This is a genomic window from Taylorella equigenitalis ATCC 35865 (assembly GCF_000276685.1).
GTDB lineage: Bacteria > Pseudomonadota > Gammaproteobacteria > Burkholderiales > Burkholderiaceae_B > Taylorella > Taylorella equigenitalis.
The window spans coordinates 1,448,302-1,469,293 of record NC_018108.1 but is presented as its reverse complement, the minus strand read 5'-3'; the positions used below and the strand labels follow the sequence as shown (position 1 = coordinate 1,469,293).

Genomic DNA, 20,992 nt, shown 5'->3' with positions numbered 1-20,992 from the left:
AAATTATGGAGTTAATTGCTCTTCTGTTTGCTTTTTAACTGGCTTAACCATATCTTCTCGTTTGATGCCAAGCCACATTGCCACAGCGGCTGCAACGAAAATCGATGAATAAATACCAAACCAAATACCAATTGTTAAAGCCAATGCAAAATAATGGAGAGATGGTCCACCTAGGAAATACATAGCAAGCACCATTATTTGCGTAGAACCATGGGTAATAATAGTCCTAGAAATGGTTTGAGTAATGGAGCTATTAATTATCTCTTTTACAGAGGAATTTCGCTGTTTGCGGAAATTCTCTCTAATCCTATCCATAACCACTACTGATTCGTTAACGGAGTATCCCAGTACTGCAAGTATAGCTGCCAATACTGTTAGTGAAAATTCCCACTGAAAAAATGCAAAAAACCCAAGGATAATAATAACGTCATGGACGTTGGCCACTACTCCTGATATAGAGAACTTCCACTCAAATCGGAACGCTAAATATAAGCAGATGCCCACGATTACAAAAAAGAAGGCAAGAAGTCCGTTGGTATATAGTTCGTTACCAATTTGAGGTCCTACAAATTCCACACGAGTTAATTGAACTGAAGGGTCTTGTGCTTTGAGTGCACTTAAAATTTCTTCACTTTGTTGAGCAGTATTTTTGCCCTCTACTATAGGTAGACGTATTAAAACATCCTCAGCAGATCCAAAATTTTGTACCTGGTAGTCTGAATACAACCCACTTATTGATTTACGGATGGATTCAAGATTCGCAGGCTTGTCGTATTTAGCTTCAACTAAAGTACCACCAGTAAATTCAATTGAAAGATTAAATCCTTTAGTGGCAATAAAAAACACCGCCAATAAAAACAGAATTAGGCTGATCATATTTAAGATCAGCGCATGTTTCATAAAGGGGATTGTTTTATTAATTTTAAAAAATTCCATGATAGTCCCCTAAGCTTTTAGTTCTTTTGAAGTTTTAGGTTTCCATACAGTACCGATGGAAATGTTTTTAAGTTTTTTCTTACGTCCATACCACAGATTAACTAAAGCTCTAACCCCAACAACTGCAGAGAACATCGAAGTCAAAATTCCTAAAACGTGAACTACAGCAAATCCACGTATAGGTCCAGGTCCACTAAATGCTAAAAGTGCAATACCAACAATTAATGAGGTTATGTTAGAGTCAAAAATAGTTGCCCATGCTTTTTCAAAACCTATATTTATAGCCTGTTGTGGGTTAACACCTTCGCGTAATTCTTCGCGTATGCGCTCATTAATAAGTACATTAGCGTCAATAGCCATACCCAGAGTTAAAGCAATAGCCGCGATACCTGGCAATGTTAAGGTTGCTTGAATTAGTGATAAAACTGCTAACAGTAGTAATACGTTAAATGCTAGTCCTAGAGTGGAAAATACGCCTATCAAACGGTAATACAAAATCATAAACAGGGCGATTAATACAAATCCTACCCATGTTGATCTGAATCCTTTTTTAATATTATCTTCGCCTAGGCTAGGGCCGATAGTACGCTCTTCAATGATACTCATTGGAGCAGCTAAAGAACCTGCACGTAATAGCAATGCAATATCGGCAGCTTCAGTAGAAGTCATATGACCTGAAATCATAACTTGACCGTTGGGGATTTCGGATCTAATAGTTGGTGATGTAACTACTTGTCCTTTACCTTTTTCAAAAAGAACAATAGCCATTCTTTTATTAATATTATCGCGAGTCACATCTCTAAATATACGCGAACCCTTGCTATCAAGAGATAAATTAACTGCAGGTGAGTTGTCATTTGGATCAAGACCAGCTTGAGCATCTTCAAGATTCTCACCAGTTAGAATGACTTGTCTTCTTAATAAAATGTCACGTCCATCAGTACCCTTGAATTTTTCAAGTCCAAAGGGAACCACACCAGAAGCCAAAGAAGCTAATGCAGTAGGACTATCATCTACTAATCGTAATTCAAGTGTAGCTGTCCTACCTAAAATGTCTTTTGCCTTTGCAATATCCTGTACGCCTGGTAATTGAACTACTATCCTATCATTACCTTGTTGTTGAATGATGGGTTCTGCCACACCTAATTCATTAATCCTATTATGAAGTGTGACTATATTTTGTTTTAAAGCCGTGTCTTGAACGCGTGAAACTTCGTTTGGAGCAATGGTACTGGTTAAAACATGCTTGCCATTTTGTTCTGCATATTGCGTAGTTAACTCAGGAAGCCTTTGACGAATAACATCTTTTGCCTTGTTTGCATCTTTTTCGTTAGAGAAAAGAGCAGTAATCGTAGAACCCTCTAATTGAATGGATTCAGCGGTGATTTTACTATCCCTAAACAAAGTCCTTAGTTCGGTATTTAAAGAGTTGTATCTTGATTTTAGTGCACCCTTCATATCAACTTGAAGAAGGAAGTGTACACCCCCACGGAGGTCCAAACCTAAAGCCATAGGATTAGCACCTAAAGATTGCAACCAACTTGGAGTCGCAGAAAGTAAATTTAGAGCAACAACATAATTTGGTTCTTCTGGATTGGGATTAAGAGCCCTCTCAAGAATGCCCCTAGCTTGAATTTGCTCATTTGGACTATTAAACCTAATCCTAATAGTGTTATTAGGACCATTAGCTTGAATTTGAGAATTTTCAAATGGTATGTTGGCTTGTTTTAATGTTTGCTCAGCAAAACTAAGAAGATTCGCATCAACTTTTTTGGTTACGTTTAAGCTTGAAATCTGTACAGCAACCGTTTGCCCAAATATATTTGGCAATGTATAAGTCAAGCCAAAAATTAAAGCAACTAAGACAATTAAATATTTCCAGAGAGGGTATCGATTCATTCTTATAGATCTTTTATTGTGCCTTTAGGAAGTACTGCGGCTATAGCCACTCTTTGAAGTAGAATTTCTACAACTTGGTCACTTTTGCTTATATCTAAAGTGATGTAATTATCAGTTAGGTGAGTGATCTTTCCTAAAATTCCTCCAGTTGTAATTACTTCGTTACCCACAGCTAACGTTTCAACCATTTTGCGATGTTCTTTTTGGCGTTTCATCTGAGGTCTTACTAATAAAAACCATAAAACACCAAACATAAGTATCATTGGAAGTAGACCAGTTATCGTACCTGCTAACGATTGATTAGTGGCTGCTGGTGCTGTTGCTGCTTGGTTTAAAGTAGCAATTAACAAATCTGTGAACATTAAAAACTCCGTTATTTTTATATTGTTAGCCTTATATTGTAGCCTTTTTGTAATTATTCAATGCCTCGGGCTCTGTCTTCGTGGAATTTAGCAACCCACTCCAAAAATGAACCTTTTTCTAGTGCTTCTCTCATCTCTTTCATAATGTGTAAATAGAACATTAAATTGTGTATTGTATTGAGACGAGCACCACTTATCTCATTGGTTTTTTGTAGATGATGCAGATAAGAGCGTGTAAATTTGCTACTAGTGTTTGGTGGCAATGAATCGTCTACTGGCCTCATGTCATCTTTGTATCGGGCATTACGAATTTTTAAATCACCATAACGAGTAAACAAAGTCCCATTGCGAGCATTTCTAGTAGGCATTACGCAATCAAACATGTCAATACCCTGAGCCACTCCGTAAACTAAATCTTCGGGAGTTCCAACTCCCATAAGGTATCTAGGTGCATCAGCAGGTAGTTGATGAGCTAAAAACTCAATTATTCTGTTCATCTCTTCTTTTGGTTCTCCAACTGATAAGCCACCAATTGCATATCCGTGAAATCCTATATCTGTTAGACCTTTTAAAGACTCAATCCTAAGATCATCAAACATCCCACCTTGAACAATTCCAAATAATGCATTTGGATTATTAAGTTTTTCAAAGGCATCTTTAGATCTACGAGCCCACCTTAACGACATTCGCATAGATTTTGCAGCCTCTTCATGAGTGGCAGGTCTATCTTTAATTATGTAAGGTGTACATTCATCAAAAACCATAACTATATCGGAGTTTAATGATTTTTGAATTCTCATAGATTCTTCAGGAGTTAGAAAAAGTTTTGCACCATCAATTGGAGATGAAAATTTGACACCTTCTTCTTTGATTTTGCTTCTAAGGTCTGATAGGCTAAATACCTGAAAACCTCCTGAGTCTGTTAATATCGGCTGGTCCCAATTCATAAAACCATGAAGACCACCATGTTTCTCAATAACTTCTATACCTGGTCTAAGCCAAAGATGAAATGTATTTCCTAAAATTACTTGAGAACCAACTTCCTTTAAATCAGCTGGCAACATAGCCTTTACGCACCCATAGGTCCCTACAGGCATAAACATTGGAGTTTGAACGGTTCCATGATTTAGAGTCAATGAAGCTCGTCTTGCTTTTCCTTGAGTCTGTAAAACTTCGAATTTAAATTTACTATCAATCATGATTTAGGCTCTATGTACATCGCATCACCATAGCTAAAAAATCGGTAATTAGCTTCTACCGCATGTTTATAGATTTTGTGCATGGTTTCAAATCCCATCCAACTAGCTACTAGCATTAATAATGTTGATTCCGGAAGGTGAAAGTTGGTAATCATCCCATCTATAACTAAAGGCTTATATCCTGGAGTTATAAATAATTTAGTATCGCCAGTGTATGGCAATGGCACACCTTTTTCAGATAATCCTGCAAGAGTGGCAGCAGATTCAATCGCCCTAACACTAGTAGTACCAACTGCAATGACACGTCCACCATTGCGACGACATCTTGATATAGATTCACAAGTCTCCTCCGTGACTTCAAACCATTCAGAATGCATAATGTGATCTTTAAGATTGCTGGTCACAACTGGCTTAAATGTACCTGAACCAACATGCAGGGTAACCATTGATTTCTGAATACCCATGTCAGTTAATTCGTTAATAAGATTATTATCAAAGTGTAAACCCGCAGTTGGTGCAGCTATCGCCCCTTCGCTTTTTGCGTATACGGTTTGATATCGCTCATAATCAAAATCATCTGGATTATGCTTAATATAAGGCGGGAGAGGGAGTTGTCCTATATGATCAAGTACATCCATAACTGGTTCAGAAAATTCTAATGTAAATTCATCTACTGATTGATCTATAACAGTAGCGGTTATCCCTTCATTAAAAAATAATTGAGAACCCGACTGTGGTCTTTTACTAAATCTTAAGTGAACAATAGCACATTTTGGAGCGATAACTCTTTCAATAAGACATTCTATTTTTCCGCCAGTTGACTTTTGTCCGAATAATCTAGCTTTAATGACTCGAGTATCATTAAAAATTAATAAATCATCCTTTTTAAGTAAATTTTTTATTTGTGGAAATGTTAAATCATCCCACGATCCATCGGCCCCAACATGTAAAAGTTTACTTTCAGTTCTTTTTTCGGTAGGTCTTTGGGCAATTCTATCAGCTGGAAGTTCGTAGAAAAAATCTTCCTTAGTTAATTCTTTTGTGGTCATTTTTTACCTTATTTAATCCTAAATTATAAATTAGAAGACTGGCTAGGTCGTGATAAAATACCTCAAATTTTCTAGAGGACTTTTCAATGCCAATTCATGAAATCAAACACCCTTTAGTTCAGCACAAAATTGGGTTGATGCGTAATGTAGATCTAGACACTAAAAGCTTTCGTGAATTAGCTGAAGAAATCGCAATTCTCCTAACATACGAAGCGACTAGAGATTGTTTACTTGAGGATTGCGAGGTTTCAGGTTGGTGTGGACCAGTTAAAACTCAAAAGCTAGCTGGTAAAAAAGTCACTGTAGTTCCCATCCTTAGAGCAGGCATTGGTATGCTTAATGGTGTTTTAAGTTTAATTCCAAGTGCAAAAGTTTCAGCAATTGGCATTGCCAGAAATGAAGAAACGTTAGAAGCAGCCACCTACCTAAAAAAATTAGTAGGAGATTTAGATCAAAGATTTGCTTTAATTATCGATCCCATGTTGGCTACTGGTGGAACCCTAATTGCTGCCATCGATATGCTCAAAGCGATGGGTTGTAAGGAGATACGAGTTTTAACCTTAGTAAGTGCTCCTGAGGGGATTGAGAAAGTTTTAAGTAAGCACCCAGATATAGATATATTTACAGCTTCCATAGATGAAAAATTAAATAGCGACGGTTATATCATCCCAGGTCTAGGCGATGCGGGAGATAGGATTTTCGGCACTCGTCAAAAAGAGGATTAATGTCTAGAGTTTCATGACTATAAACGGTCATAGTCCGTAACATTAATAAGAATTTTGTCATAATTATTTTCAATTTTAGAGTTATTATTTGATTTTAAAGGTGTTTTAGCACCACTTACTATTAGGAGAATATTCATGTTATCTAAAAACGATGTGAGCAAAACTGAAGAAGAAATGTTAGAAGCGTTACGTAAAACTGTAGCCGATGCTGAAAGTTTACTAAAAGACGCTACTAAAGAAACTGGTAAAAAAGCTGAAGAAATCCGTTCTAAAGTAAAAGATCTTTTATGTAATGCTCAATCTGCTTTCGAAGAAGGTAAACAAAAAGTAGTTGATACTACTCGTGAAGCAGTTAAGAAAACTGAAGACTACGTACAAGAAAATCCTTGGCGTGCAGTTGGTACTGTAGGTGTAGCTGCTCTACTTCTAGGTATCATCATCGGTCGTAAATAATTTTTACGTTCCTCGCAAGTGGGATCTCCCACTTGCTTTTCTTACTTAAAAAATTTTATTTATATGAATTTAAGACAAACCGTTGCCCAGCTTATTAATAGCTTCGTAACCTACTCAGAAACGAGGGGTAAGATTTTCGGTGTAGAACTTTCTCAAGCTAGAGCACAATACACTCAAGCTATTATTTGGGGAGTTGCAGCAGTTATATTCGCTTTATTAGGGCTTGCTCTTTTATCTTTCTCCATAATCTTTTTAACTTGGGAGACAGAGTACAGATATTGGGTTGTTTGTCTATTACCACTTATATATTTAGTGATTGCATATCTTGCGGTTGCTAGAGCTAGTGCACAGTTAAAAGCTCCTGCGTTTGAGTATACAATTAAAACTCTTAAAGAGGATGCTGAGTACTTCAAAGACCATCCTGAATTTCCTACTTCTATGGATATTCTTAACTCTGACGGAGGTAAGATAAATGGATAACAAATCTAAACTTGATGCCCTACAGGTTCAAGCTAGTATCGATCGTCGTCAATTGGTTAATGGGTTTTATAAACTTAGAGATGATTTAGATCCTGAAGTATTAACTAATTATGTTATGTCTAAGGGTCGTAGTTTAGTCACTGGAGCACTTCCAGATGCACCTAGAACTTTTAGTTGGTTAGGTAGAAATCCACGACTTAGCTTAGTAATCGCTAAGGGTTTGTTGGGTATGACTAAAACTAAAAATCGTCTATTAAGAAACGTAGCCTTGGGTTTAGCCACTTGGTTTATCACCAAAAGATTTAGATAGTAAAACGCTACATAATACCGTACAAAACGCTTCTAGATGGAGCGTTTTTATTTGGATAGAAATATTTAACCAAACATTTCTGACCATAGGTTATCTATTTTTTCTTTAATAGATTTATCCATAGTAATTGGGATACCCCATTCTCTATCTGTTTCTCCAGACCACTTATTAGTTGCATCCATACCGAGTTTACCTCCCAGACCAGATACTGGAGAAGCGAAATCTAAATAATCAATGGGTGTATTTTTAACTTGAACTATATCTCTAACAGGGTCCATGCGTGTACTCACTGCCCAAATAACTTCTTTCCAATCTCGTATGTCAACACCTTCATCCACGACAATAATAAATTTGGTATACATAAATTGACGTAAAACGCTCCATATGCCAAACATCACTCTTTTAGCGTGTCCAGCATATTGCTTTCTAATAGAAACTACGGCTACCCTATAACTACATCCCTCAGGCGGCAAATAAAAATCTACAATCTCGGGGAATGTTTTTTGAAGCAATGGGATAAATACCTCGTTTAGGGCAAGACCGAGGACAGCAGGTTCATCAGGAGGTTTGCCTGTATGGGTACTATGGTAGATAGGATTTTCTCTCATAGTAATTCTGTCAATAGTGAATACTGGAAACCATTCTTGCTCATTGTAATACCCTGTGTGGTCGCCATAGGGACCTTCTAGTGCCATTTCGTATTCGAAGCCATCCCGTATGAATTGGGAATCTGCTTTGGGGTGAGTGGTTGGCAATATATGACCTTCAAGTACAATTTCTGCGGATGCGGGGACTTGAAGGTCATTGCCAACGGATTTGGCGAGTTCTGTTCTGGAGCCTCTTAGGAGGCCGGCGAATTGATATTCCGAAAGACTGTCTGGAATAGGAGTTACTGCGGCTAGTATAGTTGCTGGATCAGCTCCAATTGCAACGCTAATCGGAAAGGGTTGACCTGGTTTAGCAATTCTAAAATCTCTGAAATCTAGAGCACCACCTCTATGATCCAGCCATCGCATGATTAATTTATTTGGACCTAATAATTGCTGTCTGTATATTCCTATATTCTGTCTTTTAGCACGAGGTCCTTTTGTAATAACCAGTCCCCAAGTGATTAATGGAGCAATATCCCCAGGCCAGCATTTTTGTATAGGTAAATCTTCTAAATTAACCTGGTTTCCTTCTAAGATTATCTCCTGACATGCAGGCTTGGACACCTTTTTGGCTTGCATATCCCATAAGGCTGATTTGAGCATGGAGACTTTGCTGAAAGCATCTTTAAGTCCTGAAGGTGCCTGTGGTTCCTTAAGCTCCGATAGTAATAAACCCACATCTCTTAAAGCTCCTAGATCTTCGGCTCCCATACCCCATGCTACACGGTCAGGTGTCCCAAATAAATTTGTAAGCACGGGCATTTTTGATTTTTGTGAGTTATGTAGAACACTATTAAATAAAAGAGCAGGTCCAGAATTACGTAGCACCCTGTCACTAATTTCAGTTATCTCCAAATTGGTAGAAATAGAAGTGTTAATATTCTTTAAATCATTTCGCTTTTCTAATTGTTTTAGAAAGTCACGTAAGTCTTTGTATTGCATCTTATATAAATATTGCCACGGAATTACTCTATATTAAATTAAAACATGCATAGAAGGGATTTTTTTAAGTTTGGACATAAAGGATTAATTCCTAAAACTGATTGGGAGTTGTTTTTACATAGGGTCCAGAGATTAACTTTGTGTGATTTGAAAATTATTGATTCGAATCTGAATATAGCCTACATCGAGTTAAGGGATAATAAATTAATCCCTACTCTATTAGGGATTTGTTCTGACCATAAAGTGGCTTTCTTATATAAGAAATTAGTAGATCAAGAAGCAGTCTCAGGGCGGTCTTCTTTGATATTTGATGTTATTGAGGAAGCAATTCCAATATCAATATCAGAAGGCGAGTGTATGGCATCATTTAATAGTTTGTGTGGTGATTTATTTAGAATCGGGTACCATCAATTTGAATATGTTCCTCCAAATCTTAATTTATCGCAGTGGTTTAATAATCCTATATTCCACGATGAGCGACCATATTACAGCATTACATCGGGATTGCTTGATGTTGAGGCTATTTTTAGTAATCAATTACAGGGAACCTTAGGGGCTTTCGGTTTGGAATCTACTTCGGTATTAAATAATACACTTCTTAATAAATGTATACCTGAACTTTTTAAAATTTCTCAAACAAGTGAAATTGTGGAATTGTTAGATTCTGGCTTTTGGCCGAACGAACTAAGATTTGATAGCCTGTATAAAAAAATTACAGATATAAATTTGGGTAGAGTTTTTTTAGGGCAAAAAGGTTGTTATCTATGGGCGAATAGGTTTCATTTAAAAGCATTGCCACCTAAAAAAATAATTCCTAAAAATAAAACGATTTTCGAAGATGATTGGGAGTTTCATATTAATCCAGTAAGCTTATTGGATCTTAAAATGTTAATGGATCCTGAGGGTATTTTTGGATATGAGGACGAATACAACGAAAATACGTGACAGTTTGCTAACAATCTATTGACTTATAGCATGAGTTGCTATTTAATTTTGAAATTGCAATTTCCAGTGCTTTTTCAGAGGCTTTAAATGAATAAAAAAGTTGATTTCTCTAAGGTTTTGTCTAAATCGGCTGAGTTACCTTCTAGTTATTTAGATTCTAAAGATGAAATCATCGATGCGGCTGTTGATTCAGGTTTAGCGTTTTTTGAGTGTGACTGTTCACGTGCTAGAAATCTATCAGCTATATTGAGAGCGGTTTCTAAATCAGTTGATTATCCAGTTTTCTTCGGAAAGGATTTGGATGCGTTTGCCGATTGTTTGTCAGAGACTTTGGAAGAGCAAAAAGAGGGTTACGTGTTATGGTTTACCCAATTACACACTGGCGATCCTGAGTTATCGGCAGATACGAAGCAAATTCTCAAAATATTAAAAGACACCTGTAACATCGCTAAAAAGTACGAAAAAACTTTTATATATTTTATTGACCATGCGGGTGAACTTTCTGCACCTGAACCTGGGGTAGAGCCTGAGAGATATGCGGGGAATATTACGGACGATTCTGAATAATTGCAGTTAGGTAGCTTACAGTTACAATCCCTGCTGTTTCAGTTCTTAGTACCCTCTGTCCCAAACTTATTAATCTTGAATTTTCTTTTCTTAATTTTTCCAACTCTGTAGAGTCCCATCCGCCTTCTGGTCCTATTAAAACAATAGAATTATCAAAATCCTCTGTTTCAGCCGTGCCTAAAAAGTTTGATTGTGCATCTGGATGGGCAATCAGATAAAGCGAATCACTTGTGTTTTGTATAAATTCATTTATATCCTGTGGTTGATGCAATTGCATTATTTTATTTCTGCCACATTGTTCAGAGGCCGAAATAATTATTCGACTCCAGTGTGCAAGTTTTTTTTCAAGCTTTTCATTATTTAATTTAAGTACTGATCTTTTGGCAATGATAGGGTAGAAATCACTAACACCAATTTCTACGGCTTTTTCTATTATGAAGTCCATTTTGTCGCCTGTTGCAAGTCCCTGGGCAAGACCAATCCTTAAAGGAAGCTCTCTTGAAATTTCTTTGATATCTTCTACGTTAAAAAAAGCATCTGAACTATTAAAAGAAATCGTGCCGTGATATTCAGTATTATCTCCACTGAAAAGAGATATTTTTGTACCTTCTTTAAGTCTAAGGGAACGACCTGCGTGGTTTGTTATATCCTTTGGAAGCTTAATAGTAGAGCCAATCTCTAAGGGTAGGGTATAAAAAAAACGGGGTGTTAGCATTAAGATTAGTTATGATTTTTCCTAATGTTAAAATTATACGCATTATTTTGGACCTAATTGACTATTAACTTCATGAATAAGCCTCAAGTTCCTGATTCATACCTCGCAAACGCAATACGTTCATTAACTATGGACGCAGTCCAAAAAGCTAATTCTGGTCATCCAGGTGCTCCCATGGGTATGGCAGAGATGGCTGTTGCCCTTTGGCATAAAAATTTAAAACACAATCCACTTAACCCAAAATGGTATGACAGGGATAGATTTGTTTTATCTAATGGTCATGCTTCTATGCTTTTGTACTCATTGCTTTTTCTTACTGGTTACGGTCTGAGCATTGAAGATTTAAAGGATTTTAGGCAGCTTCACTCAAAAACTCCTGGTCATCCAGAGTTTGGGATTACCCCAGGAGTAGAAACTACAACTGGTCCTTTAGGTCAGGGTATCGGAAATGCTGTGGGATTCGCCTTATCTGAAGCCTTACTAGCTCAGGAATTTAATAGAGATGAGCATAAGATAGTTGATCATTTTACATATGCATTTGCTGGTGATGGTTGTCTTATGGAGGGTGTGTCGCATGAGGTTTTCTCATTGGCAGGGACACTTAAGTTAAATAAGCTTATAGTTCTTTATGATAGTAACGGCATATCAATTGATGGTCAGATACATCCATGGTTTAATGAAAATACAAAACTTCGCTTTGAATCTTATGGCTGGCAGGTTATAGATGGTATTGATGGGCATGACGTTAGTGCTGTTGATTTAGCTATAAAAAAAGCCCAAGAATTTTCTCGTCAACTAGATACGGGACCTACTCTAATCATATGCAAAACTGTAATTGGTAAAGGATCTCCAAAAGTTCAAGGGTCAGAAAAAGCTCATGGTTCTCCTCTTGGTTCAGATGAAATCCTAGAAACTAGGAAAACTCTTGGTATTAATTATGGGGACTTTGAAGTACCTAAAGATGTATTAGATTCATGGAGTCACATTACTAAAGGAGCTGGTCAACAGGCTGTATGGGATTCCGTATGGGCTAGTTATAAGGTTCAGTACCCTGATTTAGCAAATGAGTACGAACGACGCATGACTGGACAATTGCCTTCCGACTTCGAAGCTAAATTTAAGACTTATATAGAACAAGTTTTAGGTGAGCAGAAATCTATTGCCACCAGAAAATCATCTCAAAATGTTATTACAAAATTAGCTGAGATTCTTCCAGAGTTGTTAGGGGGGTCGGCTGATTTAACCTCATCAAATTTAACAAGCTGGCCGGAAGCTAAACCTGTGAGATCTGGTACAGGTAATATTACATTTGGTCGCCACATAAATTATGGTGTTAGAGAATTTGGTATGGCGGCCATTATGAATGGAGTTTCATTGCACGGTGGATACCTTCCGTTCGGTGGCACTTTTTTAACGTTTTCGGATTATTCCAGAAATGGTATCCGCATGTCGGCTCTTATGAATCAAAAAGTTGTTCATGTGTTTACTCATGATTCCATAGGTGTGGGGGAAGATGGACCTACACACCAATCCATAGAGCATGCTTGGAGCCTTAGATTAATTCCAAATCTTGATGTTTGGAGACCATGCGATACTACGGAAACCGCCTATGCATGGGGTTCTGCCGTTACAAGAAATGGTCCAAGTGCTCTTTTGCTTTCTAGACAAAATCTACCTTTTATTGCAAGAGATGAAGAAAGTCTATCCAATATATCCAAAGGCGGATATGTTCTTAGGGCTATTGTTAATCCTAAAGCCATTATTATTGCTACAGGTTCTGAAGTACAAATTGCTATGGATGCACAAGTACAGTTAAAAGAGGAGGGCATTCCTGTGACTGTTGTTTCCATGCCTTCCACAACAGTTTTTGATAGGCAGTCAGAAGAATACAAAGAAGAAGTACTACCTAGAAAACTTCCTAAAATCGTTATTGAAGCGGGTACTACTGGTCCTTGGTATAAATACGTAGGGCTTGACGGTGCTGTTTTAGGCATAGATTCATTTGGCGAGTCAGCCCCTGCTAACGATCTTTTTAATTACTTCGGTCTCACATCAGAAAAATTAATAAAACTAGTTAAAACTTCAATTAAGGAGTAAAAATGACAATTCGTGTTGCCATAAATGGTTACGGTCGCATTGGCCGTATGGCCCTTAGAGCTCATTATGAGTATGCAAAAAAACATGATTTAGAAATCGTTGCAATAAACGCTATGGGCGATGCTGATGTAAATCGTCACTTAACTAAGTGGGATACTGCTCACGGAAGATTCGATGCAGATGTCAGCTTAGATGGTGACTATCTTGTCATCAATGGAGATAGAATTAAATTATTTAGTACGCGTGATGTGAAAGAACTCCCATGGAATGATTTGGGTATTGATGTAGTGATGGAGTGTACGGGAGTATTTACCTCTAAAGCTAAAGCCTCAGTTCATTTAGATCAGGGAGCAAAAAAAGTCCTAATCTCTGCCCCTGGTGGTAATGACGTAGATGCCACCATAGTTTACGGAGTAAACCACGATACCCTTAAAAAAGAACACACAGTAGTATCAAATGCTTCATGCACAACAAATTGTTTAGCACCCTTAGTAAAACCTCTACAAGACGCTATCGGTATCGAATCTGGCTTAATGACTACAATTCACGCATATACCAACGACCAAGTTCTAACAGATGTAAAACATAAAGATATGCGTCGTGCCAGAAGTGCTTCTATGAATATGATTCCAACAAAAACTGGAGCAGCTTCAGCTTTAGGATTGGTTATTCCTGAACTTCAAGGTAAATTAGATGGTTATGCTATACGTGTTCCTACAATTAATGTGTCCCTTGTAGATTTAGTTTTTTCAGCTAGTAAGGACACATCTGTCGATGAAATTAATAATGTTTTAAAAGAAGCATCAAATGGAAAACTCAAAGGTATATTAGGGTTTAATGATGAATTATTAGTATCTTCCGACTTTAACCATTCCACTTTTTCCAGCATTTACGATTCAACTTTAACAAAAGTTTCAAGTGGTAGTTTGGTTAAAGTCTCATCTTGGTACGATAATGAGTGGGGTTTTTCTAATCGAATGCTTGATACTACTGTTGCTATGATGCAGGCAAAATAAATATTATGTCACTATCATTACTAACTCTTAGAGAGCTTGTTGAACAAGGGCTTTTGAAAGATAAAAAGGTCTTTTTCCGCTCAGATCTCAATGTACCACTCGGTCCTAACAAACAGATAACCGAAGACACCAGGATTAAATCATCCCTTCCTGGTATAAAAATGGCTTTAGATGCGGGTGCTGCTGTTATGGTTACATCTCATCTTGGAAGACCTAATGAGGGTGAATATTCTGAAGATGACTCGCTAAAGCCTATTGCCAACCATATGTCATTACTTTTAGGTCAGGAAGTCAAACTCGTAAAAGATTGGGTTGACGGGGTTGATGTAAAGCCAGGTCAAGTTGTGCTTTTAGAAAATTGTCGCTTTAATGTGGGTGAAAAATCTAATGACGATATACTTGCAAAAAAAATGGCACACCTTTGCGATATCTTTGTAAATGATGCTTTTGGTACTGCTCACAGAGCTCAAGCCTCCACTCATGGTATTGCTAAATTTGTGGATATGGCTTGTGCAGGACCATTGATGGAAGCTGAACTCGAAGCACTCGGAAAAGCCCTTGAAAATCCCAAACGACCACTTCTAGCCGTTGTTGGAGGATCTAAGGTTTCTACAAAATTAAGTGTGTTGGAATCCCTTTCACATATGGTAGATCAACTGATAGTTGGAGGCGGTATTGCCAACACATTTATGCTTGCTACAGGTCATAATATTGGAAAATCGCTATCTGAACCTGACCAAGTTTCACAAGCTAAGTCGATTATTGAGAACTTAGAAAAGCATTCTGCTTCTGTGCCTATTCCTGTAGATGTAGTTGTTGGAAATGAATTTTCAATTGAAAGTCCAGCTATTCCTAAAAATATTTCTGATGTCTCAGAAGACGATATGATCATGGATTTAGGCGTTCAGAGCGTTGATAAGTTGTGCGATATCATTAGTAGGGCGGGTACTATTGTTTGGAATGGACCTATAGGTGTATTTGAATTTCCTGCATTTTCTAAAGGTACGGAAAGAGTTGCTAGTGCTATTGCACAATCTAGTGCATTTTCAATTGCAGGTGGTGGTGATACTTTGGCAGCCATTGCCCAATTTGACGTGGCTAATGGAATTGACTATATATCCACTGGTGGAGGGGCCTTTCTTGAATTCCTGGAAGGTAAAGGTCTTCCAGCTGTTGAAATTCTAAAAGAAAGATATACAAAACAATGAGTGTATTAAAAGTTGCTGTTGGGCAATTTCCAGCTACCAATGATATTGATTTAAATATTAAAAAAATAAAATGCTTATATGAGAGTGCAGCTCAGCAAAATGCTGAGTTAATTGTTTTGCCTGAAGCTTCAATGTGTTCTTTTGCATCTGAATTAGAGGTACTTAAGAAACTAGCTAAAGAAGAAACGCCTAGATTTATTGAAGAGATAAAAGCATTTTCTAAAGAATTTAATATGTACACAATTGTTGGTGTACTTTCTAATAGTTCTATAGAAGATGACTCTCGCATAGAAAATCATCTTCTAGTAATCGACCCAAATGGATTACAAATAGTCGATTATTCAAAAATCCATGTGTATGATGCCTTTTCATTTAAGGAGTCGGACAAGGTCAGACCTGCAACATTGCAAGAGGACAGCTCTCATTTTGGTATTTTTAATATCAAAGAATTTAAAATTGGACTAATCAATTGTTATGACTTGCGCTTTCCAGAATTAGCCCGTGCACTTATTGAATTAGGAGCTAACGTTCTTTCTGTAAGTGCTAATTGGGTGACTGGAGCATTTAAGGAGACTCATTGGGAAATCCTTTTGAGAGCTAGGGCGATAGAAAATACATCTTACGTTTTAGCAAGCGGACAAACTAGACCAAAAGGCGTAGGACTTAGCATGATTATTGATCCGCTGGGTTTTATAATTAATGGATGCGGTGATGAAGAAGGTGTCATCGTAAGCGAGATAAATTCAGATAGACTTAATAAAGTTAGACAGCTCGTACCTTGTCTTGCAAATCGCAGACTTACATAAATAAAGGAGAACTATATGGCATTGGTTTCATTGAGACAGCTTCTTGATCATGCCGCAGAAAATGGATACGGAATACCTGCATTCAACGTAAATAATCTTGAGCAAGTTCAAGCTATTATGGAAGCAGCAAAAGAAACTAACAGCCCCGTAATTATGCAGGCTTCTGCAGGTGCACGTAAATATGCTGGCGAGCCTTTTTTAAAGCATTTGATTCAGGCTGCAGTAGAAGCATATCCTGAAATTCCAATTGTTATGCATCAGGACCATGGACAATCCCCTGAAGTTTGCAGAGGTGCTATAAATCTTGGTTTTACAAGCGTGATGATGGATGGATCTCTTATGCCTGACGGCAAAACCATTGCCACTTATGAATATAACGTTGAGACGACTCGCGAAGTTGTTCAGATGGCACATGCTATAGGTGTTTCTGTAGAGGGAGAATTAGGTGTGCTGGGCTCCTTAGAAACAATGAAAGGCGATAAAGAAGACGGGCATGGTGCAGAGGGTACACTTACTCGCGATCAGCTTCTTACTGACCCTGAGCAAGCTGCTGAATTTGTTAAAGCTACGCAAGTTGATGCCTTAGCAATTGCGATTGGTACAAGCCATGGTGCTTATAAGTTCACACGCAAACCTACGGGTGACATACTATCAATCCAAAGAATCAAGGAAATTAACGCAAGACTTCCAAATACTCATATCGTGATGCATGGCTCTTCAAGCGTGCCTCAAGAGTATCTTGAGCAAATTCGAATGTATGGCGGTGATATGAAAGAAACTTATGGTGTGCCTGTAGAAGAGATACAGGAAGCCATTAAGTATGGTGTCCGTAAAGTAAATATCGACACAGACATACGATTGGCTATGACGGCTGCTGTTAGAAAATTCCTTTATGAGAATCCATCCAAATTTGATCCTCGTGAATTTAACAAACCAGCCCGTGAAGCTGCAAAACAATTATGTATATCAAGATACGAGGCTTTCGGTACAGCTGGCAATGCCTCTAAAATCAAACCCGTTGAGCTTTCTGAAATGGCTCAAAAATACGCAAGTGGTGAACTTGTACAAAAGGTGAATTAATATGGCAATGTATGAATCTTCAATAAAGTCCCTTCCGCTCGTAAGCCGAGGCAAAGTTAGAGATATGTATCAAGTGGATGATGATAAGTTGCTTATTATTGCCACTGATAGAATTTCTGCCTTTGACGTTGTTCTTGATGATCCTATTCCAAATAAGGGTATGGTACTAACATCTTTGACAGAGTTTTGGCTTGAAAAGTTGGGTGGAATCATGCCTAATCATGCTACTGGCATACTTCCAGAAGAGGTTGTAGCTAAGGATGAAATTGATCAAGTTGCGGGTCGTGGCATGGTTGTTAAAAAGCTAAAACCAATATTAGTTGAGGCCGTAGTTAGAGGTTATATTATTGGTTCTGGATGGAAGGATTACCAAGAAAATGGTGCAATCTGTGGCATACACCTACCTAAGGGTTTAGAGTTAGCTTCAGAACTAAACGAACCTATTTTTACTCCTGCAGAAAAAGCGGAACCTGGTAAACACGATGAAAATATTGGGTTTGATTATATGGCTAAACTGATAGGGGAAAATTTAGCAGAAGATATTAGAGAGGCTTCTATTGATCTATACAAAGCTGCAAGTCAAATTGCAAAACTTAAGGGTTTAATTATTGCAGATACAAAATTTGAATTTGGTTTGGATGACCAGGGCACTTTACATCTAATGGATGAAGTTTTAACACCTGATTCTTCTCGTTTTTGGCCTGCAGACCAGTACAAAGAAGGTACAAACCCTCCATCATTTGACAAACAATTTGTTCGTGATTGGCTTGAATCACAAGATTGGGATAAAAAAGCACCTGCACCTCGTTTACCTGAAGATGTTATTCAAAAGACTGCAGCTAAATATAAGGAAGTGCTTGATAGATTTACTGGTAAAAATCCTTATTTATAGGGGTTGTTTATGAGTGCTAGTTATAAAGTCGCTGTTATTATGGGTAGCAATAGTGATTGGGATATCATGCAAAATGCGGTCAATATATTGCGTGAATTTGAAGTCCCTTATGAGGCGAAGGTAATTTCAGCCCATCGTATGCCATATGATATGGCTGAATTTGGATCAACAGCATATGACAATGGTTTTAGGGCAATAATTGCTGGGGCTGGCGGAGCTGCTCATTTACCTGGAATGTTGGCTGCTCTAAGTGAAGTACCTGTTTTTGGAGTGCCAGTACCTTCAAAATATTTAAAAGGCGAGGATTCCTTGCTTTCAATAGTGCAGATGCCAAAGGGGATACCTGTTGGTACATTTGCTATAGGTGAGTCTGGTGCTATCAATGCTGCTTTACATGCAATTGCCAACTTGGCTATGACTGATTCTTCCTTAAGAGATAAATTAATTAAGTATAGGGATAATCAAACATCCAAAGCACGATCTATGGAGCTTCCATTATGAACGTAAAACGTCTTGGTATTTTGGGTGGTGGTCAGCTTGGTAGGATGTTTACCCAAGCAGCTCATAGGCTTGGATATGAAGTTGTTGTGTTCAGTCCCGAATTAGAAAGTCCAGCAGGCTCTATAGCTGAATATGAGATTTTTGCACCATATGATGACAAAGAATCCCTAGAAAATTTTGCTACTTTAACTTCCAACATAAGCACAGAATTTGAAAATGTCCCCTCTGAAACACTAAAATTTCTCTCAAACATCGAGACTGTTGATTTGGTTTCGCCAAGTGCTAGTGCTGTAGAAATTGTTCAAGATAGAATCAGGGAAAAATCCTTTGTTAAATCCCTGGACTTGGGCTTAGCTCCTTATGTGGCTTTAAAAAGCCCAGAGGATTTAGAAACCATAGACTTTTCTAACTTGTTTCCTGGTATTTTAAAAATTGCCTCTTTGGGTTATGACGGTAAAGGTCAGATTCAAGTTACTAATATGGATGAGCTTAAAAAGGCTTATGAGCAATTAGGTCATAAACCCTGTGTTCTTGAGAAAAAGCTAAATCTCAAGATGGAACTTTCTATTGTATTGGCTAGAAATAAATATGGGGATATAAAAACATTCCCCATTTCAGTAAATACTCATAAAAACGGCATATTGCACATGTCTGAGGTTGGTCTGCATTCGTTTTCAGATAGCATTAAAGAAGAGGTGGGAGGCATTGCCACAGAAATAGCCAAAAAATTAAATTATGTTGGAGTTTTGTGCGTAGAGTTATTTTGGCTTGAAGATGGAAGTATATACGTAAACGAAATTGCCCCTAGACCTCATAATAGTGGGCATTTTTCAATCGAGGCTTGTACTTGCAGTCAGTTTGAACAGCAAGCTAGGATATTGGCTGATCTTCCTCTAGGAGATACGCAATTGATTCAGCCTGTAATTATGCTTAATTTATTGGGTGATGCATGGTTTTTGGAGTCAGCTGATGAGAGCTATCCAATTGAGCCATCTTGGGCGGAGATTTTGACATTGCCAGGAGTTAATTTGCATCTTTACGGTAAAAAAGAAGCAAGACGAGGTAGAAAAATGGGGCACGTAACTATTATGTTGAAAGACTCTCATAAGGTTCGTGAAACTGCTAAAAAAGTAGCCGAAATACTTAAACTTTAATGCAATTTTCTGATACTACTATAAAGCAAGCTGCTCTTTACTTATTAGATGGGGGGCTTGTGGCACTGCCAACAGAAACAGTTTATGGTCTTGGGGCTGATGCCTTGAATAAGGATGCAGTAGAGAGAATATATTCGGTTAAAGGCAGACCGACTAATCATCCCTTAATTGTTCATGTACACAAAGATGCAGATTTAAATTTCTGGTGTTCTGAGATTCCAGATGATGCGAAAAAATTAATTAAGGCGTTTTGGCCAGGTCCGCTCACATTAGTACTTCCAAAAAGTCAAAATGTACCAGATTATATTACTGGTGGGCAGAGTACAGTTGCTATTAGATCGCCTAACCATCCAATTGCTCAGGCTGTTTTGCTTGAATTTTCAAAACTCAAAAACAATGCAGGAATAGTTGCACCGTCGGCTAATCTATTTGGACATGTTTCACCTACAAAAAACGAGCATGTGAAAGATGAATTTCCCTCAGATAATATTTATTTTATAGACGGGGGATCTTCTGAAGTAGGCATAGAATCTACGATTCTTGATCTATCAAGACCAAAAATAGGACCAGTTATTCTAAGACCAGGGCATATTACAAAAAAAGATATTTATAAAGTTTTGGGCGTAGAACCTAAAGATAAGGACATTTCGGCTCCTGTTGTATCTGGTAGTTTAAAGTCCCATTACGCACCAAAAATTCCAATTTATCCCTTAGATGATATCTCTAATTTAGATTTTATTAATCATTTAAAACATAAAAAAGTAGCAATCATATATCACTCAAATAATCATTACGACATACTCAATGAGATTGATGTAATTTGTTACAAACTACCATCTCTTTCAACAGAATACGCCTCAAAAATATATGAAACACTTAGAAAAATTGAATCACAAAATATGGATTTAATTCTTCTTGAATCGCTTCCTTTGGATGCAGAATGGGATGCTGTCAGAGACCGAATGAATCGTGCCTTGGCCACTTATAAATAAACGCATTTATCTGA

Annotated in this window: 22 protein-coding genes; 15 read left to right on the top strand and 7 right to left on the bottom strand. The window is 37.6% G+C overall.

From position 1 onward, the window contains the following. Nucleotides 1–3 precede the first annotated feature (3 nt). From secF to queA, 5 genes are read right to left on the bottom strand one after another with little or no spacing between them, the layout of a single operon-like run. Entirely contained in the window at nucleotides 4–936 is a 933-nt protein-coding gene (gene secF / locus KUI_RS06745) for a protein translocase subunit SecF (RefSeq protein ID WP_014840585.1), read from the bottom strand. A gap of 9 nt (nucleotides 937–945) precedes the next feature. After that, a complete protein-coding gene (gene secD / locus KUI_RS06740; RefSeq protein WP_013521548.1) occupies nucleotides 946–2,835 on the bottom strand; it encodes a protein translocase subunit SecD in 1,890 nt (629 codons plus the stop codon). 2 nt (nucleotides 2,836–2,837) lie between these two features. Then, nucleotides 2,838–3,197, bottom strand: a complete 360-nt coding sequence (yajC, locus tag KUI_RS06735; protein WP_013521547.1) for a preprotein translocase subunit YajC — start codon at nucleotides 3,195–3,197, stop codon at nucleotides 2,838–2,840. Between the two features lie 53 nt (nucleotides 3,198–3,250). Further along, entirely contained in the window at nucleotides 3,251–4,396 is a 1,146-nt protein-coding gene (gene tgt, locus KUI_RS06730; RefSeq protein ID WP_013521546.1) for a tRNA guanosine(34) transglycosylase Tgt, read from the bottom strand. Next, a complete protein-coding gene (queA, locus tag KUI_RS06725; RefSeq protein WP_013521545.1) occupies nucleotides 4,393–5,445 on the bottom strand; it encodes a tRNA preQ1(34) S-adenosylmethionine ribosyltransferase-isomerase QueA in 1,053 nt (350 codons plus the stop codon). Before queA ends, tgt begins: the two co-directional genes overlap by 4 nt. 86 nt (nucleotides 5,446–5,531) lie before the next feature. On the opposite strand from queA, the gene upp reads away from it, so the two are divergent. From upp to KUI_RS06705, 4 genes are all read left to right on the top strand, one after another. Further along, the gene (upp, locus tag KUI_RS06720) at nucleotides 5,532–6,170 is read left to right on the top strand and encodes a uracil phosphoribosyltransferase (RefSeq protein ID WP_013521544.1); all 639 of its coding nucleotides are present in this window, start codon (nucleotides 5,532–5,534) and stop codon (nucleotides 6,168–6,170) included. A 135-nt stretch (nucleotides 6,171–6,305) separates the two neighbouring features. Further along, nucleotides 6,306–6,623, top strand: coding sequence for a DUF883 family protein (locus KUI_RS06715; RefSeq protein WP_013521542.1), 318 nt, complete (start codon nucleotides 6,306–6,308; stop codon nucleotides 6,621–6,623). 63 nt (nucleotides 6,624–6,686) lie between these two features. Beyond that, nucleotides 6,687–7,103: a phage holin family protein gene (locus tag KUI_RS06710; protein ID WP_014840584.1), complete on the top strand. Its 417-nt coding sequence runs from the start codon at nucleotides 6,687–6,689 to the stop codon at nucleotides 7,101–7,103. Continuing rightward, entirely contained in the window at nucleotides 7,096–7,413 is a 318-nt protein-coding gene (locus tag KUI_RS06705) for a hypothetical protein (protein ID WP_013521540.1), read from the top strand. The genes KUI_RS06710 and KUI_RS06705 overlap by 8 nt, the downstream gene beginning before the upstream one ends. Nucleotides 7,414–7,478: 65 nt before the next feature. Here the strand turns inward: KUI_RS06705 and KUI_RS06700 are convergent, their stop codons facing one another. Then, complete coding sequence (locus tag KUI_RS06700) at nucleotides 7,479–9,005, bottom strand: UbiD family decarboxylase (RefSeq protein WP_014840583.1); 1,527 nt, start codon at nucleotides 9,003–9,005, stop codon at nucleotides 7,479–7,481. 45 nt (nucleotides 9,006–9,050) lie between these two features. Between KUI_RS06700 and KUI_RS06695 the strand changes: the two genes are divergently transcribed. Together KUI_RS06695 and KUI_RS06690 are read left to right on the top strand one after the other, a co-directional pair. Continuing rightward, nucleotides 9,051–9,950, top strand: coding sequence for a hypothetical protein (locus KUI_RS06695; RefSeq protein ID WP_014840582.1), 900 nt, complete (start codon nucleotides 9,051–9,053; stop codon nucleotides 9,948–9,950). Between the two features lie 87 nt (nucleotides 9,951–10,037). Continuing rightward, nucleotides 10,038–10,517, top strand: a complete 480-nt coding sequence (locus KUI_RS06690) for a barstar family protein (RefSeq protein WP_013521537.1) — start codon at nucleotides 10,038–10,040, stop codon at nucleotides 10,515–10,517. On the opposite strand, the gene KUI_RS06685 is transcribed toward KUI_RS06690, so the two are convergent. Then, nucleotides 10,498–11,232 (bottom strand): 16S rRNA (uracil(1498)-N(3))-methyltransferase, encoded by a 735-nt coding sequence (locus KUI_RS06685; protein ID WP_014840581.1) that lies wholly within the window; start codon nucleotides 11,230–11,232, stop codon nucleotides 10,498–10,500. The two genes, KUI_RS06690 and KUI_RS06685, sit on opposite strands and share 20 nt — an antisense overlap. A 72-nt stretch (nucleotides 11,233–11,304) precedes the next feature. Here KUI_RS06685 and tkt point away from each other — a divergent pair, with 72 nt between their 5' ends. Genes tkt through KUI_RS06640 form a run of 9 tightly spaced genes read left to right on the top strand, consistent with a single transcriptional unit; the run spans nucleotide 11,305 to nucleotide 20,978 of the window. After that, the gene (gene tkt, locus KUI_RS06680) at nucleotides 11,305–13,329 is read left to right on the top strand and encodes a transketolase (RefSeq protein WP_014840580.1); all 2,025 of its coding nucleotides are present in this window, start codon (nucleotides 11,305–11,307) and stop codon (nucleotides 13,327–13,329) included. A 2-nt stretch (nucleotides 13,330–13,331) separates the two neighbouring features. After that, a complete protein-coding gene (gene gap, locus KUI_RS06675) occupies nucleotides 13,332–14,345 on the top strand; it encodes a type I glyceraldehyde-3-phosphate dehydrogenase (RefSeq protein WP_013521534.1) in 1,014 nt (337 codons plus the stop codon). A gap of 5 nt (nucleotides 14,346–14,350) precedes the next feature. Further along, entirely contained in the window at nucleotides 14,351–15,553 is a 1,203-nt protein-coding gene (locus KUI_RS06670; protein ID WP_013521533.1) for a phosphoglycerate kinase, read from the top strand. After that, entirely contained in the window at nucleotides 15,550–16,359 is an 810-nt protein-coding gene (locus KUI_RS06665) for a carbon-nitrogen hydrolase family protein (protein WP_013521532.1), read from the top strand. Before KUI_RS06670 ends, KUI_RS06665 begins: the two co-directional genes overlap by 4 nt. Nucleotides 16,360–16,374: 15 nt before the next feature. Then, the gene (fba, locus tag KUI_RS06660; RefSeq protein WP_013521531.1) at nucleotides 16,375–17,439 is read left to right on the top strand and encodes a class II fructose-bisphosphate aldolase; all 1,065 of its coding nucleotides are present in this window, start codon (nucleotides 16,375–16,377) and stop codon (nucleotides 17,437–17,439) included. Nucleotide 17,440: 1 nt separating this feature from the next. Further along, complete coding sequence (locus KUI_RS06655; protein ID WP_013521530.1) at nucleotides 17,441–18,331, top strand: phosphoribosylaminoimidazolesuccinocarboxamide synthase; 891 nt, start codon at nucleotides 17,441–17,443, stop codon at nucleotides 18,329–18,331. A 9-nt stretch (nucleotides 18,332–18,340) separates the two neighbouring features. Then, nucleotides 18,341–18,832 carry a 5-(carboxyamino)imidazole ribonucleotide mutase gene (gene purE / locus KUI_RS06650; protein WP_013521529.1) on the top strand — a complete coding sequence of 164 codons (492 nt, stop codon included), beginning with the start codon at nucleotides 18,341–18,343 and terminating at the stop codon, nucleotides 18,830–18,832. Next, nucleotides 18,829–19,986 (top strand): 5-(carboxyamino)imidazole ribonucleotide synthase, encoded by a 1,158-nt coding sequence (locus KUI_RS06645; protein ID WP_013521528.1) that lies wholly within the window; start codon nucleotides 18,829–18,831, stop codon nucleotides 19,984–19,986. Before purE ends, KUI_RS06645 begins: the two co-directional genes overlap by 4 nt. Beyond that, a complete protein-coding gene (locus tag KUI_RS06640; protein ID WP_014840579.1) occupies nucleotides 19,986–20,978 on the top strand; it encodes an L-threonylcarbamoyladenylate synthase in 993 nt (330 codons plus the stop codon). Before KUI_RS06645 ends, KUI_RS06640 begins: the two co-directional genes overlap by 1 nt. Nucleotides 20,979–20,992 lie beyond the last annotated feature (14 nt).

Excerpts from the sequence above, each read along its gene's own strand:
- secF (WP_014840585.1), bottom strand. The coding sequence starts at position 936 with ATGGAATTTTTTAAAATTAATAAAACAATCCCCTTTATGAAACATGCG.
- secD (WP_013521548.1), bottom strand. The coding sequence starts at position 2,835 with ATGAATCGATACCCTCTCTGGAAATATTTAATTGTCTTAGTTGCTTTA.
- yajC (WP_013521547.1), bottom strand. The coding sequence starts at position 3,197 with ATGTTCACAGATTTGTTAATTGCTACTTTAAACCAAGCAGCAACAGCA.
- tgt (WP_013521546.1), bottom strand. The coding sequence starts at position 4,396 with ATGATTGATAGTAAATTTAAATTCGAAGTTTTACAGACTCAAGGAAAA.
- queA (WP_013521545.1), bottom strand. The coding sequence starts at position 5,445 with ATGACCACAAAAGAATTAACTAAGGAAGATTTTTTCTACGAACTTCCA.
- upp (WP_013521544.1), top strand. The coding sequence starts at position 5,532 with ATGCCAATTCATGAAATCAAACACCCTTTAGTTCAGCACAAAATTGGG.
- KUI_RS06715 (WP_013521542.1), top strand. The coding sequence starts at position 6,306 with ATGTTATCTAAAAACGATGTGAGCAAAACTGAAGAAGAAATGTTAGAA.
- KUI_RS06710 (WP_014840584.1), top strand. The coding sequence starts at position 6,687 with ATGAATTTAAGACAAACCGTTGCCCAGCTTATTAATAGCTTCGTAACC.
- KUI_RS06705 (WP_013521540.1), top strand. The coding sequence starts at position 7,096 with ATGGATAACAAATCTAAACTTGATGCCCTACAGGTTCAAGCTAGTATC.
- KUI_RS06700 (WP_014840583.1), bottom strand. The coding sequence starts at position 9,005 with ATGCAATACAAAGACTTACGTGACTTTCTAAAACAATTAGAAAAGCGA.
- KUI_RS06695 (WP_014840582.1), top strand. The coding sequence starts at position 9,051 with ATGCATAGAAGGGATTTTTTTAAGTTTGGACATAAAGGATTAATTCCT.
- KUI_RS06690 (WP_013521537.1), top strand. The coding sequence starts at position 10,038 with ATGAATAAAAAAGTTGATTTCTCTAAGGTTTTGTCTAAATCGGCTGAG.
- KUI_RS06685 (WP_014840581.1), bottom strand. The coding sequence starts at position 11,232 with ATGCTAACACCCCGTTTTTTTTATACCCTACCCTTAGAGATTGGCTCT.
- tkt (WP_014840580.1), top strand. The coding sequence starts at position 11,305 with ATGAATAAGCCTCAAGTTCCTGATTCATACCTCGCAAACGCAATACGT.
- gap (WP_013521534.1), top strand. The coding sequence starts at position 13,332 with ATGACAATTCGTGTTGCCATAAATGGTTACGGTCGCATTGGCCGTATG.
- KUI_RS06670 (WP_013521533.1), top strand. The coding sequence starts at position 14,351 with ATGTCACTATCATTACTAACTCTTAGAGAGCTTGTTGAACAAGGGCTT.
- KUI_RS06665 (WP_013521532.1), top strand. The coding sequence starts at position 15,550 with ATGAGTGTATTAAAAGTTGCTGTTGGGCAATTTCCAGCTACCAATGAT.
- fba (WP_013521531.1), top strand. The coding sequence starts at position 16,375 with ATGGCATTGGTTTCATTGAGACAGCTTCTTGATCATGCCGCAGAAAAT.
- KUI_RS06655 (WP_013521530.1), top strand. The coding sequence starts at position 17,441 with ATGGCAATGTATGAATCTTCAATAAAGTCCCTTCCGCTCGTAAGCCGA.
- purE (WP_013521529.1), top strand. The coding sequence starts at position 18,341 with ATGAGTGCTAGTTATAAAGTCGCTGTTATTATGGGTAGCAATAGTGAT.
- KUI_RS06645 (WP_013521528.1), top strand. The coding sequence starts at position 18,829 with ATGAACGTAAAACGTCTTGGTATTTTGGGTGGTGGTCAGCTTGGTAGG.
- KUI_RS06640 (WP_014840579.1), top strand. The coding sequence starts at position 19,986 with ATGCAATTTTCTGATACTACTATAAAGCAAGCTGCTCTTTACTTATTA.